Source organism: Neglectibacter timonensis (assembly GCF_900048895.1).
GTDB lineage: Bacteria > Bacillota > Clostridia > Oscillospirales > Acutalibacteraceae > Acutalibacter > Acutalibacter timonensis.
Genome location: NZ_LT160637.1, coordinates 57805 through 73795, shown reverse-complemented (window position 1 = coordinate 73795; position 15991 = coordinate 57805). Strand labels below are relative to the sequence as shown.

At 50.7% G+C, this 15991-nt stretch carries 10 protein-coding genes; 6 read left to right on the top strand and 4 right to left on the bottom strand.

The window, feature by feature from the left end; genetic code table 11:
• Nucleotides 1-916 precede the first annotated feature (916 nt).
• The 5 genes from BN3911_RS02995 to BN3911_RS02975 all read left to right on the top strand — a co-directional run bounded on the left by BN3911_RS02995 (nt 917) and on the right by BN3911_RS02975 (nt 5385).
• On the top strand, nt 917-2329 hold the full coding sequence (locus tag BN3911_RS02995; protein WP_066861241.1) for a G5 domain-containing protein: 1413 nt from the start codon (nt 917-919) through the stop codon (nt 2327-2329).
• 164 nt (nt 2330-2493) lie between these two features.
• On the top strand, nt 2494-2787 hold the full coding sequence (locus BN3911_RS02990) for a hypothetical protein (RefSeq protein ID WP_066861238.1): 294 nt from the start codon (nt 2494-2496) through the stop codon (nt 2785-2787).
• Between the two features lie 81 nt (nt 2788-2868).
• A complete protein-coding gene (locus BN3911_RS02985; protein ID WP_082942042.1) occupies nt 2869-3810 on the top strand; it encodes an AEC family transporter in 942 nt (313 codons plus the stop codon).
• 140 nt (nt 3811-3950) lie between these two features.
• Nucleotides 3951-4598 carry a ribulose-phosphate 3-epimerase gene (gene rpe, locus BN3911_RS02980; protein ID WP_066861235.1) on the top strand — a complete coding sequence of 216 codons (648 nt, stop codon included), beginning with the start codon at nt 3951-3953 and terminating at the stop codon, nt 4596-4598.
• Nucleotides 4599-5070: 472 nt separating this feature from the next.
• On the top strand, nt 5071-5385 hold the full coding sequence (locus tag BN3911_RS02975) for a hypothetical protein (RefSeq protein WP_147578502.1): 315 nt from the start codon (nt 5071-5073) through the stop codon (nt 5383-5385).
• Nucleotides 5386-5446: 61 nt separating this feature from the next.
• Here BN3911_RS02975 and BN3911_RS02970 read toward each other — a convergent pair whose 3' ends face one another.
• Nucleotides 5447-5899: a hypothetical protein gene (locus tag BN3911_RS02970; RefSeq protein ID WP_066861228.1), complete on the bottom strand. Its 453-nt coding sequence runs from the start codon at nt 5897-5899 to the stop codon at nt 5447-5449.
• Nucleotides 5900-6581: 682 nt separating this feature from the next.
• Here BN3911_RS02970 and BN3911_RS02965 point away from each other — a divergent pair.
• The gene (locus tag BN3911_RS02965; RefSeq protein WP_066861225.1) at nt 6582-9935 is read left to right on the top strand and encodes an S-layer homology domain-containing protein; all 3354 of its coding nucleotides are present in this window, start codon (nt 6582-6584) and stop codon (nt 9933-9935) included.
• Between the two features lie 337 nt (nt 9936-10272).
• Here the strand turns inward: BN3911_RS02965 and BN3911_RS02960 are convergent, their stop codons facing one another.
• The 3 genes from BN3911_RS02960 to BN3911_RS02950 form a co-directional block, all read right to left on the bottom strand.
• Nucleotides 10273-13536: an S-layer homology domain-containing protein gene (locus BN3911_RS02960; protein WP_066861222.1), complete on the bottom strand. Its 3264-nt coding sequence runs from the start codon at nt 13534-13536 to the stop codon at nt 10273-10275.
• Between the two features lie 308 nt (nt 13537-13844).
• On the bottom strand, nt 13845-14678 hold the full coding sequence (locus BN3911_RS02955) for an MBL fold metallo-hydrolase (protein ID WP_066861219.1): 834 nt from the start codon (nt 14676-14678) through the stop codon (nt 13845-13847).
• A 134-nt stretch (nt 14679-14812) separates the two neighbouring features.
• Nucleotides 14813-15919, bottom strand: a complete 1107-nt coding sequence (locus BN3911_RS02950; protein WP_066861216.1) for a GDSL-type esterase/lipase family protein — start codon at nt 15917-15919, stop codon at nt 14813-14815.
• Between the last annotated feature and the right edge of the window lie 72 nt (nt 15920-15991).

Genomic DNA, 15991 nt, shown 5'->3' with positions numbered 1-15991 from the left:
ACCATATATATTAGAAAGCGGTTTTTTGATCCGCTGCCGACAATGGGAAAGACTTGAAAGAAAGAATTCGGACGGACCTGCTTTCCCATAAGTGGAAGTATCCGTTTTCAGCGGGGAGAGACAACAGTTTTTCTGGACGAAAAAACGGTCTGTTCCGCACTTTTATCAAGAATAGGAAATGAAGCGGCTGGAAGGCGTCGTTTTGGGCTCAAGATGAGGGATAGGAATCTGGCTTGGAGAGGTTCCCAGTATGGCCGGCCAACCCGGAAGCAGGAAGGCGTACAAAGAGCCGCTGGAATAGGTTCCCTGCAGATTTAGGTGTAATTTGTCCGAAAATGAAAGGTCAATCCCCACATTGCCGCTGTTTTAAATGCTGAATAGGGAATAAATCACCATCCATAACAAAAAAATAATTTGTCGCTTTTGCTACGCGGGTGCATGAACATGCAAAAAGAGCGAACGCATGTTCTGCTCCGGCTATTCCCTGGGAAGGAAGCTCCCACTCGCAAGGTCAGAAATGCAGTTTCACCCCGGATTCATGCGGGTTTTTCGCTTCTTAGTTTTGCATAACATGTTAAAATTTATACATAGTAACAGTGCTTTGGTGTGAATAATGGCGGTAGGTTTCCAATAAAAATGCATAAAAATTCAAAAATATTTCATTTGTAAGACCTGTAACCACTTTGTAATTTCCCATTTTGATACAATTTGCACAGGCGGCGGTTTCCATAATTTTGAAAGAAAACGAAAATTCTGCAGAAATTAAGGGGGTTTTCCGGATTATGTTAAGGAATCAGACATTCATATTTGTGAGAATTGCACAAAGTTAATCGGGATTTAATTTTGACACGTCGTTTATTTTTGACTATACTGTCCCTTGTAATCGCCCAAGCAGGGTGATGGAAGGAGCATTCGTATGCACGGTAGACATCAAAAAAAAGCGCCCAAGCTTTTCCTGATCCGGGGAGCGGCAGTGCTTGTACTTGTCCTCGCGCTTTGCGTATCCTCATTTGTGACCGTAATGGCAAACACCGTTTCCGCCAATGTGATTGACGGAGACAACTCATATTCCTTCAGCATGAGCAGTGCTGATCTCGAAGCCATCCTGGCCCAGGCAGAAGCGCAGGGACTCGCCCCTCTCGGGGAGTTGGATACGGCGGAACGAGTAAAAAATACCACTACAGTGTACATAAGGCGCGGGATTCCCATGACGGTGAGCGAAGCCGGCAGGGAGACGGAACTGGTGGCCTATAAGGGCGACACCGTTGAAAAGACCCTTCTGGATCACAACATCCTTCTCAAAGAGGCGGATGAGGTGGTTCCGGCGAGGGAAACGGAAGTGGAATCTCCCCTGTCGGTAGAAATAAAGCGTTCCTGCAGCGTGAATGTCTTGGCGGACGGGAAGTCAAAAAAGCTTTCCCTGACCGGAGCGACGGTTGCCGATGCCATTCAGGCTGCCGGGGTAAAGCTGGGAAGCGAGGATTCCGTCAATTTCGAGCTGGACGAGCCTCTCTTCGATAAGATGAATATCCGGGTTGTCCGGACGATGAAAATTGAAATCACCGTGGACGGCGAGACAAAGCAGTACAGCGTATCCGCACAATCGGTACAGGAAGCGTTGCAGAAATGCGGCGTGGAGCTTTCAGAAGAAGACAGGCTCAACTGTAAGCCCAAGGACAAGATTAAGGACGGCATGCAGATTGTAGTGCAGCGTGTCACCACGGAAGAGGCTGTTGAGAAGGAAGAAATCCCCTACGAAACTGCTTATGAGGATACGGATTCGCTTTATGAAGGCGAAACCAGCGTCAAGTCCGCAGGCGAAAAGGGAGAGAAGGAAGTCAAATACAAGCTCGTCTATGTGGACGGTAAGCTGGACGGCAAAGAGGTCTTGGAGGAAAAGGTAATCAAGGAGCCTGTTAAGGAAGTTGTCCTGAGGGGCACTCTGGTGCAGGAAACGCCGGCGCCGGATTACAGCGGCGGAAGCAGCTCCGGCGGAGTTGGAACCTTTGTGGATTATAATGGAAACGTGGTTTCCTATTCCGGTCTGCTCACTGGAGACTGCACAGCCTATTCCGTGCCTGGCGGAACCACTTCATTGGGTTGGGATGCCGTTTACGGCGTAATTGCCGTGGACCCCAATATCATCCCTTACGGCACCAGGCTCTATGTCACCTCGCCGGACGGCAGCGTCGTATACGGCTACGGAGTGGCGGGAGATACCGGCGGAGCCTGTATGGCGGGAGACATTATCGCTGACCTCTGCTATAATACCATTGAAGAGTGCAGTATCATCGGCAGACGCGTGATGAATGTGTACATTCTCTCCTGATCAAATTAAATATTGGAATATAGAAGGGCCGGGGTTTCCCGGCCCTTCTTTGCACTTTCCCCCGCCTTGTTTCATCGCGGTATTGTAATTTTCGGACAGTGCGGATATAATAAGAACAATGGAAAAATGGGCGTATCCGCCCTGGAAGGACTGGAGATATATCCATGCAGTATTTTTACGCCATCCTGTGGTTTGCCATCGGGCTGATCCTCATCTTCTCAATTTCCAAAGAGAATAAGATTTTCTATTTTGCCGGCGGATTCTTTCTGCTGTTGGGGGGCTGGTGGCTGGCCGACGCGCTGCTGCCTGCAGTGAAGCTGTTCGAAGGGGGCTGGGGGATCGCCCTCAAATGCGTGACCGGTGTCGCCCTGGTGGTGTTGGCGGTCTGTTTTGTGCAGAACTATAAAAAGGGCAGAAAACAGGCCGCAGAGGATGAGGCCTCGCAGAAAAAGGAATAGCCGGGTCACCGCGGCTGGAGACAGCGCCGTGGGGCAGACAGAGAAACCGGCTGTGCCGGATAGAATGGGAAGAATGTGCTGATGCAAGCCTTGCTTACGATCGTCACAAAGGTGGCGGTTATGCTTATCATGATCGCGGTGGGGTATTTGGTTACCAAGCGGGGAATGTTCACCGAACGGGGCGCCTCCGAGGTCACTTCGCTGCTGATTAAAATTGTCACCCCCTGTTTGATTGTCTCCTCATTTCTCAGCGCGGGGGACGATCTGAAGCCCATGGAAATGCTACTTTCCGTGGCTATTTCAACTCTGTCCATTGTCATCAGTATCGGCATGAGCCTTCTCACCTTCCGAAAGGAACCGGAGGGGCGGAAAAAGGTGCTGCGTTTTGCCGTTATTTTCAGCAATGTGGGCTTTATGGGAATTCCCCTGGTGCAGGGGATTGTGGGCGACAAGGGCGTTATCTACGGTTCCTTCTTTATCGCGGTGTTTAACCTGATTTGCTGGACCTACGGGTACCGCATGATGAGCGGGCAGGGAAAGCTCAGCTTGAAGACGGCCCTGCTCAATCCCGGAATGATCGGCTTGATTTTCGGCCTTCCTATTTACTTCCTGAAGATACCGGTGCCGGCTGTGGTGGCCGAGCCAATCAACTTTTTTTCCGGCCTCAACACGCCGCTGGCGATGATTGTGATAGGGAGCTATATCGCCAGGGTGGATATCCGATCGTTTGTTTCAGATGTGAGCGTCTACAAAATGGCTGCGCTGCGGCTGCTGGCGGCGCCCGCCGTGTTTTTCCTGTTTCTGCTGCTGATCCGGCCGGAGCCGGATCTGTTTATCAGCAGCGCAATTCAGGCCAGCTGTCCTGTTGCGGCGAATACGGTGCTGTTTGCCGTCCAATACCACTGCGATTCGGAATTGGCTTCTAAAACCGTTGCGGTCTCTACCGTGCTTTCCATACTTACTATACCGGTGTTTACGGTATTGGCCCAGGTGGCCTGTGCCATGCTGGGGCTTGCCGTGTGATGCCGACAGGGAAATAGCGGCGGAAAGGGAGCCGGCTGGATGGAAGTCTGAACTCCATTTCCTCGGAAAGAAATTTTCAGTGTATTTGACTGTCGTCCCCTGCCGTTTGCGGGAAGGGCGTATCGGTCGGTGAAAGGAAGATGATGAAGCGGATGTATGTTGCGCCCTCGCTGCTGGCGGCGGATTTTTCAAATTTAGGCCGGGAGGTCGACAGGATCGCCCAAGCGGATTTTTTGCATATTGATATTATGGACGGCCGTTTTGTTCCGAATCTCAGCATGGGGCCCCAGGTAATCAGTGCTCTGCGGGGCAGGAGTGAGCTGCTGTTCGACGTGCACCTCATGTTAGAGCACCCTCTTCCCTATGTGGAGGTATTTCGGCATGCAGGGGCGGATGTCATCAGTTTCCATATGGAATGTGCGGATGATCCCGGGGCGCTGATTGCCGCCATCAAACAGAGCGGAGCCAAAGCGGGTATTGCCGTCAAGCCTGCAACCCCGGTGGAGAGGCTTCTGCCCTATCTGGGGGAACTGTATATGGTGACCGTTATGACCGTGGAGCCGGGCTTTGGCGGCCAGAAGCTTATGCCTGGCCCGCTGGAGAAGGTAAAGAAGTTAAAAGAGCAGTCTCCAGGGCTGCTTGTGGAGGTGGACGGCGGCGTCAACCGGGAAACACTGGCTCTCTGCAGGGATGCCGGTGTGGATGTTCTGGTTGCAGGAACCGCTATTTTCCGTGCGGAAAATCCGTCGGAAGAGATCGCTTTTCTGCGGGGCTCCCCGTCTTTCTGAAAGAGACAGCCCAAGGCTTCCCCTTGAGGGGAAGCTGTCGCCAAAGGCGACTGATGAGGTGGAAAGTCCTGCTCTTTCCCCCGCAGCGGCAGAATACAGCCCAGAAGAAGCCCGATACGTTTCGGAGAAAAAGCGAACGCTTTGCGTCGGAGAACTTTTTCAACAAGATTTCCGAACGAATGTGAGGCCGTCTTTTATCCGCCCAGCCGGAAGAAGTTCGGTGCTTTTCCGAAGGAAAAGAGAAGCGTTTCACGCTTCAGAACTTCTTCAAGAAGATCTCCGAACGAATGTGAGGCTGTCTTTTATCCACTCAGCCGGAAGAAGTTCGGTGCTTTTCTGAAGGAAAAGAGAAGCGTTTCACGCTTCAGAACTTCTTCAAGAAGATCTCCGAACGAATGTGAGGAGATCTTTTGGGCACATTCCTGGGAGGGGATACATAAGATAGGGTAAAACCGAAGAAGAGGTGCTGCCGTTGAGATTGAAGTACCCCGCGCAGCCCCTTGTGTTTTCCTTTTCGGGAGTTACGCCGCTCTGCGGTGCGGTGTCAAAAATTTATGAAATCTATCCCGATGTGGACGCCTCTCTGTGTCTGTACCGGGATCGGTATTTTTTGGCGGTTTATGCCGGCCTGTCCATGAGAGGCCGGGTGTTCCGTACCGCCGGTGAATATGGCGCGTATCTCGGTCCCGGCAGGGTGCTGTATTCCTTTTTCGAAGAACATGGCCAAAGCATCAGCAGAAATGCTGTAGAAGATCTGGGCGCTGCCCTGCATCGGGGTGGCAAGTAAGAAAAAGCAGCCGCCGGCAGAGAGTTCTCCCTGCCGGCGGCTGCTTTCAGAAAAATGGTTCTCAGTATCCAAGTTCAGTCAGAAGTTCTTTGACGGTTTCAGTGCTGTCTGCGAGATAAAGCAATGTGGAGTCCGTGCGGATGGCGCAGTAGGTTCCGCCGGAAGATGACTCAAATTGGGCAAAGTTATAAGTAGCGGAATCTACCTGCTTCACTTTTTTGCCCTGCTGACTTATGGAGCTTACAATGTCGGCATAGCTCTGATGGGCTGTGACGGAATCCTCATACACATAGTATACCGCGCCGCCGTCAGTAGGGGACGAATACAGCCGCATGGTGACCACACCGGCGGATGAGGCGCTGCCGTCCTCAGGGGTCTGGTCTGTAAAGCCAAGCTTGTCCATGGCTGCTGTAAAGGCATCTTCTGTTACAGCGGTGCGTGAACTGCAGGCCGAAAGACTGAGGACTAGCATCAAAAACACGCTGAACAGAGCGGCTCTTTTTAAGAAATGCAATTGCGGTTCCTCCCTATTTATTAAGAATAGTAAAGATTATACAACGTCCTTCTGAAAAAGGAAAGCCCGGGAAAACGGCTATAAATCGGCATTTTGCCGGAAAACCGTAGCCTTCGGCCGCACTTAGACGGCGCACTGTCCAAGCTGTTGGGTAAGTCTTACGAAAATATACATTTTGGATGGTCAATACTGACAAAAATGCCGTATTATGTAAAGTAAAAACATGGAAAAATATTCTGATAAAGAATTAAACGGTTTTTGATAAATGCCTCAAAACGGCGGTGTTAAGCCATTTTTGAATAGTGTTTCCCATAATTTTAATATTATGTAAATTCGGTAAAAAAGTTGAAAAAAAGACTTGCTTTTTCCTGGGGCTGAGGGTATTATATAGATAACTTCAACTCGCGTGGAAAAGAAGCCGCGTGAGAATCTAAAATTTAAGAGGGTTGAAATTATGAAGAAAAGCAAGTTTCTGAAGAAATCACTTGCGACGCTCCTTGCACTCATGCTCGNTAAGCCATTTTTGAATAGTGTTTCCCATAATTTTAATATTATGTAAATTCGGTAAAAAAGTTGAAAAAAAGACTTGCTTTTTCCTGGGGCTGAGGGTATTATATAGATAACTTCAACTCGCGTGGAAAAGAAGCCGCGTGAGAATCTAAAATTTAAGAGGGTTGAAATTATGAAGAAAAGCAAGTTTCTGAAGAAATCACTTGCGACGCTCCTTGCACTCATGCTCGTCGTCGCAATGATTCCTGTCGGTGCTGCGGCGGCTGCAGGAGAATACACTCCGATAGGCAGTGTAACACCCGTAGCGGGGACTGGTTCTACAATCAGTTCTACCACTGGAGCAGCTCCTACTTGGAGTGTGGAATTTGGGTATCAAGCGGCCAGTCTGCCCAAGATCAACCTCACGCTGGGAGGTGCAAATGAGGCTGTTCGCTATATCGACGAAAACGGACAGCTGACAAACCTCACTAGTGATGTGACGCTTTGGAAAGATTCAGATGGTAACCCGGCTCCCTTCCAGTTTTATGTGTATGAGGATAATACATATGCTGCATCCAGCATATTGTACACCATCAACTGGACCATGAAGGCCTTTGCCACTGATGCTACCGTGCAGACAGCTAAAATGGATGGCGGCAAGTACACCGGTGTAGTGGACAACACTGCTCACACCATCGAGTTTACCGTTCCGGTTGGCTATGTGGCAGGTGCTGGAATCGTTCTTACACTGACAGATTCTAATGCAACGACTACACCAACGGCTGCTACTACGGCTCTTACACTTACCAATGCAGGTATTACGGTAGGAACCAATAAAGTAAAGGCTATTCCTGGCTTGATCACAGTTCGCGCCCAGGACGGTGTCACCACTCTGGATTACGCGGTTACTGTAAAGGAAGAAGATGGTTTGACTTCTTTTAAACTGGATGATTATGCTGGGGTATTTACAAAGAAACCCTCAACAGACCCTAATGCCGGTTATGAGACTGGTGATATCGTTGTGACAATGCCTTCCGACACGAAGCTAGTGGATGGCAAGCTGCTTCTTACCCCCGCCTTTAGTGTTGGCTCTCATTACCAGAAGGTGGAAATTGCCGCTGACAGCACACCTACAATGAAAGAAATCAAATCCGGTACAGAATATGATTTCAAATGGCTGCTGGATGGTAATAACGCGGGTAACTCTGCTAAAATTACCGTGACAAATGCGACGGGAAGCAGAGATTATACCCTGAAGTTGAATCTGAAGAACAACAGTACGACTGTTTCCGGAATTACCGTGACTGATAGCAAGGGCTATGAATCTGAAGGAAAAGTAAACGGTACAGATTTGACTGCGGAAATTTCTTCCCAAGCGACAATGACTTTAGGATCTTTGAAGGTTTTTGCTCCTGTCGGTGCAACCGTTACCTATGGCGCCTCAGTTGCGAATGCGACAACTCCAATCAGTGAAGTTAACAGTGATCCTGGTACTTTCACTGTGGCTAATCTGGATTGTACGAATCCAGTCGTGATTAAGGTGGTTTCTTCTGACGGAACAACTCAGAAGTATTACACCCTGAAGGTCAGTCAGGCTGAGGAAGTCAACAAAAAGCCGGAAATTACCTCCGCTAAGCTGACAATTACCAATGCAGATAGCACTACCACTGATTATATTGGAAATGTTTCCGGTACAGTGATCACTTTTACTGTTCCCTATGGCACCCTGACAACTCAGGTGAATAACAACACGTTTTATACCTTGGGTAAAACCGCTTTGACAACTGTGGGACCATGGAACTTTGATGCTGCTGATCCTTTCAACAAAACCAACACGGTTGCAGTCACTTCCGACGGCGGTGATAAAGTTACTTACACCATCAAGTTTGTTAAGTCTCCTTATAACACAGGTAAGTCTATCAGCGACTTTATTCTGACTGAGGCCGAAAATGTTAACCTGGTGGATTACTATCCCACTTATAAGGTGACCGCTACTGGAAACACATTGAAGGTAAGTGTGCCTAAGTCTGTGAAAGATACGGCAGGGAGCACAAGCGTAAATCTTAATACCAACTTCAAGCTAGACACGGGTGCTGTCCTGTATGCAGTAGCTAAGAGCGATGATAAAATGAATGCTGTCACAGCTGCAGTCGATGAAGATACAGGCGTTATCTCCTCGAAGATCGATTTGAAGGATGTCCTTTCGGATGGCCAGAAGTATGTTATTGCAGATGAGTATCTGGCTTATGAAGTTGAAGACGGCAACACGCTATTGACTGATGTTCAGAAAACGGTAAAGTATAATGGTCATTATACCGTGTATACCTTTGATGTTACTGGCACAGAGCGTACAGGTAGCGATTTGACCACTCTCGGTGCAAATAACGGCTTGGTCTCCAGTACCATTAAGGGAACAGAAATCACTTTGAATGTACCTTATTCTTATGTAGATGGCGACGCTTTCTTCCTGGATTACACGGTTGCTCCCGGCGCGGCTCTGGCTGCAAATGACAATATTTCGTTTGTTTCCGGCGGCTTAAAGAAGTGGGAAAACAACGCAGTCGCTATTGCTGCGCCTGTTGCAGATAAAAATCCCAACTTTAAGGTCACCAAGGAAGGCGAAAATTATAAGCTGGAAGTTATGACGGCTGATACGCCTGCTTATACTGCCGTCACCGGATTCAAAGTTACTTCTGAAAACCAGAAGAACAATACTCCGTATACAGTAAAAATCAATGTACTGCCTGCGGAGTCCGGCGCAGTTTTGACTAGCGTTAAGGTTGGAAATGTTAACGGTATCATCAGCGGTAAGACCGTCAGTGTAGCCTTGCCTTATGGAACCAACCTGGGCAGTCAGAAACTCACCCTAGAAGCTTCCAAGTTGGCAAAAATCACCTACGGCGGAAGTAGTACTCCTTACACCAATCCAGTTGAGATTCCCTTAACCTCTCCCTTGTCTATCAAAGTAGTTTCCGAAGACGAGAACACCACCAACGTATACACCCTGAAGGCGACAGTGGCCTCTAAGTTTGTGGACGTGCCTGAGGATGCATGGTACTATGACTATGTCATGGCAGCGGCGAAGGCTGGTATTGTCAACGGTAAAGAAAACAGCAGATTCGATCCCGAAGGCGCTGTGTCCCGCCGTGATTTCGCACTGATGCTCACCAGAATGCTGGGCGTCGATGTGAGCGGCTATACCAACACCCCCTTCAATGATGTGAAGGCAGGAGATTATGGTCTGGGAGCTATCGCTTACTGTGCTGAGAACGGAATCGTTGGCGGCGACGGCAAGGGCAACTTCCTGCCGGACAGCTCCATCACCCGTGAAGAGGCTGCTAAGATGATCGCCGTTGCCAAGGAGCTTACCGGCACCACAACCGAGAAGTTCAAGGACGACGCGAAGATCAGCAACTGGGCGAAGGGATATGTCTACGCCTGCAAAGAAGCTGGTATCTTCGGTGGAGACAACGGGAACTTCCTGCCCGGCAATCCGATTACGAGAGCTGAGACAGCGAAAGTCATGGTTATCTCCATGAATAAATAAGGTTTCAACTCACCTAAATTTTATGATTACCCCATAGAGCGAGGGGGCGGAGAAATCCGCCCCCTTGTTCTATTTTGCTTTCCGTTATGGAAAAACTTCGGTTGAGTGCAGGTTTCACGGTTTGCTGTGAGAACCGGGATGGGAAACAATGCGCAGTGAGACTGCTAGAAAACTACATCTTATTCTATGGAAGGGCTGCCCGAATAAACGGAAAAGGGCATAGAACAGGTATTCCATTCCTCTTAAATAATATAAAATTACCCCAAAGACGAAAGGGACGGATTGCTCCGTCCCTCCCGCCCATGGGGTAATCATAAAATTTAGGTGAGTTGAAACCTTATTTGCCCATTGCCACGACCATGATCTTAGCGGTCTCGGCTCTGGTGATGGGACTCTTCGGGTTGAAGTTGCCCTTCTCGTCGCCGCCAAAGATTCCGGCAGCCTTGCAGGCATCTACATATCCCTTCGCCCAGTTGCTGATCTTCGCGTCGTCCTTGAACTTCTCGGTTGTGGTGCCATCGAGGTTCAGGGCAACGGCGATGATCTTAGCGGCCTCCTCGCGGAGGATGTTCTTTTCAGGCTCAAATTTGCCGTCTCCCGTGCCGCCGATGATTCCCTTCTCAGCACAGTAGGCAATAGCCTTCATGTAATAATCGCTGGCCTTCACATCGGAGAACGGAGCGGTGGTATAGCCGCTTACATCGACGCCCAGCATCCGTACAGTCATCAGTGCGAAGTCACCGCGGGTGATGTTGCCTTCCGGATCAAAGATCCCGTTGCCCTTGCCGTTGATGATTCCGGCTGCTGCGGCCTCGGTCACATAGTCATAGTACCAGGCGCCTTCCTTCACGTCGCTGAACTGGTCAGCAACCTTGGCGGTCAGCGTGTAGACGTTGACGGTGTCTTCATCTTCAGAAGTAACTGTGATCTTTGCGCCATCTGTCAGGTCGTAGTACTCAACTTCGTCTTCCTCGGTGGCTTCCGGATCGATTTCCACAGTTGCCATCTTGGAAGCAGTGTAATCCATGGTAACCTTGCTGAGATCAGTGCCGAAGGGCATGGTCACATTGATATTCTTGCCGCTGATTGTGGCAGCGGTCTTGTTTGCCTTCAGGGCGGTGATCAGTGCGCCTGTCTCCGGATCGCTTACGGTTACGGAAACGGTGTATTGGGTAGTAGCATAAGGAGCGCTATCAACCCGAGCTTCGCTCTCTACCTTAATTTTGGTAACCGGCTTGTTACCTTCCGAAACAACATTAAGTGCACCGTCGATAATCTTAAACTCGGTGTCTTCGGTAAGTTCTACTTCGCCGTCGGTATACAGAGCCTTGACCGTTGCTCCAGTAGAAGCGGTGTAGATTACCTTGAAAGCATTTCCATCATCATAGGAAGCCGGTACAGTCAGCTTGAGAGCTGTGGCGGAAACAGAAGAGGTGATGTTCTTTTTCTCATCGGTAAAGGTCTTCAGAAGAGCCTCTTTGCTGGCTTCTTCAGACTTCACGGTGAGAGTGTACAGGGTCACATGGCCTTTGTAGGGTGCTGCCTTCAGGTCATCAACCCCAACATCGCCTTTTTTTAATGCTTCGTCGATTAGAACTGCGGCAGTCTCGTCAGCTACCACATAATAGTAGGGATTTTTTTCATCCGCGTCATCCTTCAGAGCTCCTACTACGATGATTGCGTTATCTTTGGGGGTTTCTGTTTCTTCATTAAAACCGCTTTCTAGCTCGTTGAAGATATTGCCTGCATCGCCAGCTTCATCGGTGTTGTAGAACTTTGCACCCTTGGGAAGCTCGAACTGTGCAACTAGCTCCTGATCGTCATTGCTGTATACCGCGTAGGGAAGCGTGCCTGTAATTTTAGTCCCGCTGATGGTAGCCTTATAGGTGTTCTCAGCTGTAACATCCTTGACGGTCTCCGCTGTGGTGACAGACAGGCTGCTCAGGGTCTTGCCTGTTTCGGCCTTGGCCTTCTTAAAGACGACCGTATAGGTCACCTTGTCTCCGGCATCGGAGGTTGCCGTGACGCTGTGGGTTCCTTCGAACAAGCTGTCCCAAGCGATAGTCGATTCCACCTTGGTTGCAGGAGTCTTTGCACAGGTAAACTCGGGGTTTGCTGCACTAATGTCAGCAGGAGTGGAATAGGGAACCGTAAAGGTAATGGTCTTATCCTTGATGGAAGCAGTACTTTCCTGGTCGTCATCAAAGGTGACCTTTGCGGAGGTGATGGCAGGGTCTTGATTGACCACGCCCGCAACCGTTACGTTCAGAGTGTAATAATCCACCGTCGTTTCGTCGGCAGCGGTTACCTTCAGCTGCAGGGGCTTGCTGAAATCGCAGTTTTCGTCGCCGATGTACTTGGTCGGGTCTGCCTGAGGCTCAAAGCTTCCACCATCGATGCCTACCACAGTGATGGTGGAGTCGGCAGCGGCAGTCAGGGTGACATCTACATCCTTCAGATCGGTGCCCTTGGGCATGACAATGGAAATGTTTTTGCCGTCGATCACGCCGGTCTCGGTGTAGCCATCGGCAGCGCCTTCAGCTGCGGTGATCTTGGTGTCGCTGCTGTCGGCAACCTTTACCACGATCTCAGCCTGCTCACTGTCGGGCTGATCTACTCCAGCCTTGTTGGTCAGGGCCATCTTATACTCTTTGTCCTTAGTAAAGGTATAGGAGTCGCTGCTCTTCACTTCGCCGAGGTCACCCAACACTGCTTTGGAAATCGCTGTTCCGGTGGTGAACACCAGGGGAAGCTCTTCGTCCAGGTCGGTGCCTGCGGGCAGGGTAACTACATATTTTTCGTAGGTATCTGGATCATCCTCATCTGTACCCAGCACCGCGGCCACGCCGCCGATGGACAGCGTCTTCAGGCCCTCGGTATAGGAGGTGATGATGGTGTACACCTGGCTCGCGCCGCTCTGGGCGACAGCCGAGAAGGTTTTGTCTTCGCCAACGGTGATATTGTTAACTGTAACAGGAATTTCTTCGCCAGTCTCCGGGTTCAGGACAACCGCGTTCATGACCACGTTAGCAGTCTGCTCACTAGTAGCACTCCAGGGCAGCACAAAAGTGATGGTCTTTGCTGTGTTGTCCACAACACCTTCGATTTCACCGATTTTCGCTTCCTTCACGGAAGTGTCGTTGCTGGCGGGGGTGGAAACGACCTTTACGGTATAGGCCGCGCTCTTTGTCGCGCCTTCCAGATCCGCCCCATTGAAGGTATCAGCCTTCACGGCGTAGAAGGTGACCGTGGTGTCTGCGGCAACGTAAATCCCATAGAGATCACTGCCTGACGGGCCATCTTCCGCGAGGACAAACTCCTCGCCGTCCACGGTGGAGACAACGGCGTCATAACCACTGCGGGCATCCAAAGCGACTACGATAACGTCCGAATACCCATCCCCGTCTGGCTCCGCTGTATAAGGCAGCGTGTCGGTATACGCTTTACCGGATCCTGTCACTTCCCCGGCATCTGCCTCCAGGCTGACGATGGTACCATCCCCAACCGTGACAGCCGCAGCACCGACAGGAATCATTGCGACGACGAGCATGAGTGCAAGGAGCGTCGCAAGTGATTTCTTCAGAAACTTGCTTTTCTTCATAATTTCAACCCTCTTAAATTTTAGATTCTCGCTTGGCTTCTTTTCCACGCGAGTTGAAGTTATCTATATTCTCCTGCGCGCCAGACTGCCTCTCCCTTTCCTCACGTGAACCGGAGTTCGAGAAAAAATCCCGTTTTCTCACAGCCCAAAAACTTCTGCCGGGATCCTCAGGTCAGGTTCAGCCTGCAGGCAAGTCAAGCGGCTGATGCCGCGTTATTGGCCGCATAAAAACTACAGCGCTGAAACAGAGAAGTGCACGCTGTTTTTTGCAGCGTGCACTTCTCTGTTTAGGTATTCAATTGTCTCTCTTAGCCGTCGTCCCGAATCCCATCCACTCGGTAGCAGATGTGGGCAGTACGGTAGATCATCACTCTTGCCTCCGGCGGCATGGGAGGGGGAGCGCATTTCTTAGGCACATTGGGGCAGCCCTCTTCGCCTGCCAGGATGAGCTCGTCGCATTTCAGGAAATCCAGCAGCGATTCCTTGCTCAGAGGAGCGCCGTGGTGTGCCGGACAGATCATCTGGAAGGCGTCCTCGTCATACAGCTTTTTCAGCTTCAAAAGGTTCTGATAGTGGCGCTCAATGGTTTGTCCCGGCTTCCGGCCGGCCATAGAGCCCACATTACACCAGCCGCTTTCCACCTCATCCCCGGTGAAAAGAATCCCCCTGCTTCTGTCCAAAATTGCGATGCTGGACAGGTCATGAGCGCCGATCTCATAAATTTCCAGAGTGCGGTCTCCAAGCTCCAGCAAGGAGCCTTCCTCCACCGGCGTCACCTCATAATCCGTTTTATAGCCCTGGGCGTTTCCAAAAGGTGTTTTTGCCCCCTGTTCCGCCAACGGATGCAGGAATACCTTATCAAAATAGCCGTTTCCTCCGGTGTGATCGAAGTGGCTGTGGGTATTGAGCACTCCGAGAATGGGCTTGTCTGTCAGAAGAGACATATATTCTGCAATATCCGGCAGCTGCATGCCGGAGTCGATGGCCAGGGCCCAATGACTTCCTTCCAGCAAATAGCAGTCGCAGCTGAACGGCATATCGTCGGTTTTGGTCTTTACCATCCAGGTGTCGGGGGTGATGCGGTGCGCCGTGTAGCAATCTTCAAAAGAAATTAATTTCTCGGTCTTTTCCCGTACGGTCATAGTCCTTCCCAGCTTTCGTTTTTCTTCATTATAACGAAAATCAGGCGGTATTTCTGTCATAAACTGGATGTGTTTTGTCAGTTATCCGAGAGAGTTTAAGGCTTTCTTTCCGGAATTCCCGGAGGAAAGACGCCTCAGGACAAAAGCTGGGTCAGCTTTTCTGCCAGTTCCCGGGCAGCCAGCTCGTGGGCGCCCCGTCCGGGATGATTGCGTGCTCCGCGGAGATCCACAGCATCTGTCAGCTCAAAGAAGGAGGCCCTGCGGTCTCCCGACTCTTGGCAGTATTCCTCCACTGCTTCGGAAATAGCCGGACAGAGCTCGTTGCCAAGCATCCCGCAGACCCACAGCAAGTAAGAGTCCGGATTTTTTAGGCGCAGCTTCCGCAAAAAGGCGATGACCGCCAGCTGAAAACGCCGCAGGTCCTCTGGGCAAAAGCTGCCGTCTTCCAGGCGGCGCTGCTGGAAGGTCTCTCCTGAAGCCTCGTCCCTCCACTCGGGGGAGGAAAAGGCGCCGCAGTCGTTTGTACCCAGATTTATGATGACCGCATGGGGCTGCCAGGCTCCAAAGTCATTGACTTGGTGTGCTCCCAGGTCTGCATTCCGCTGGCCGGACAACAGACCGCACACCTCCTCATAGCAGGAAGGGAACGCTCCGTGGGGGTTATTGTCCCAGGCGGTCAAGACGCCCCAGCCGCTTTGAGAGAGAAGGCGGACATCTGCATCCATCCTGTCGCCCGTCATCACGGCGTAGTCGTTCTCCGCAGAGAACAGCATGGCAACCCAATCCTCTTCTTCCCGGGCTCCGATAGCCCCTTCGCCGGAGGTGATGCTGTCCCCGATAAATTCCAGCCGCAGCGCCTTTTCCGGTACCGGCAGGAACGCACCGTTCGTGCGAAGCGCAAGTACCTGGAGCAGATGGTCCGGGTCCTCGGACATGGCCTGCATATCCTTGAGAATCCGGACATTTTTCACTGTTTTGGGATTTCTTCCCCGGAACAGGCAAATCCATTGCCTTCCCCGGTTCACCATCTGACGGCTGACCCAGGCGCCGTTGATCCTTGTGCTGATCCAAGGCTCCTGAACGCTGTAGTCTCCCTCCACTTCCATCCACAGCTCAGAGCCTGTGACATTGACTTCAAAGCCTGATGCAGTCCAGAACAGCGTCAGAGGGTTCAGACAGCCGTTTGTACGGCCGTGTACCTTCAGGCTCCCCACTTCATTGAAAGCATACTCTCGCAGCATATCGCGCCCATCCTTTCCCAACCAATTATTTATTTCCAGGTAAAAGCCAAGCCATCCGGCTTGAATTGTTCC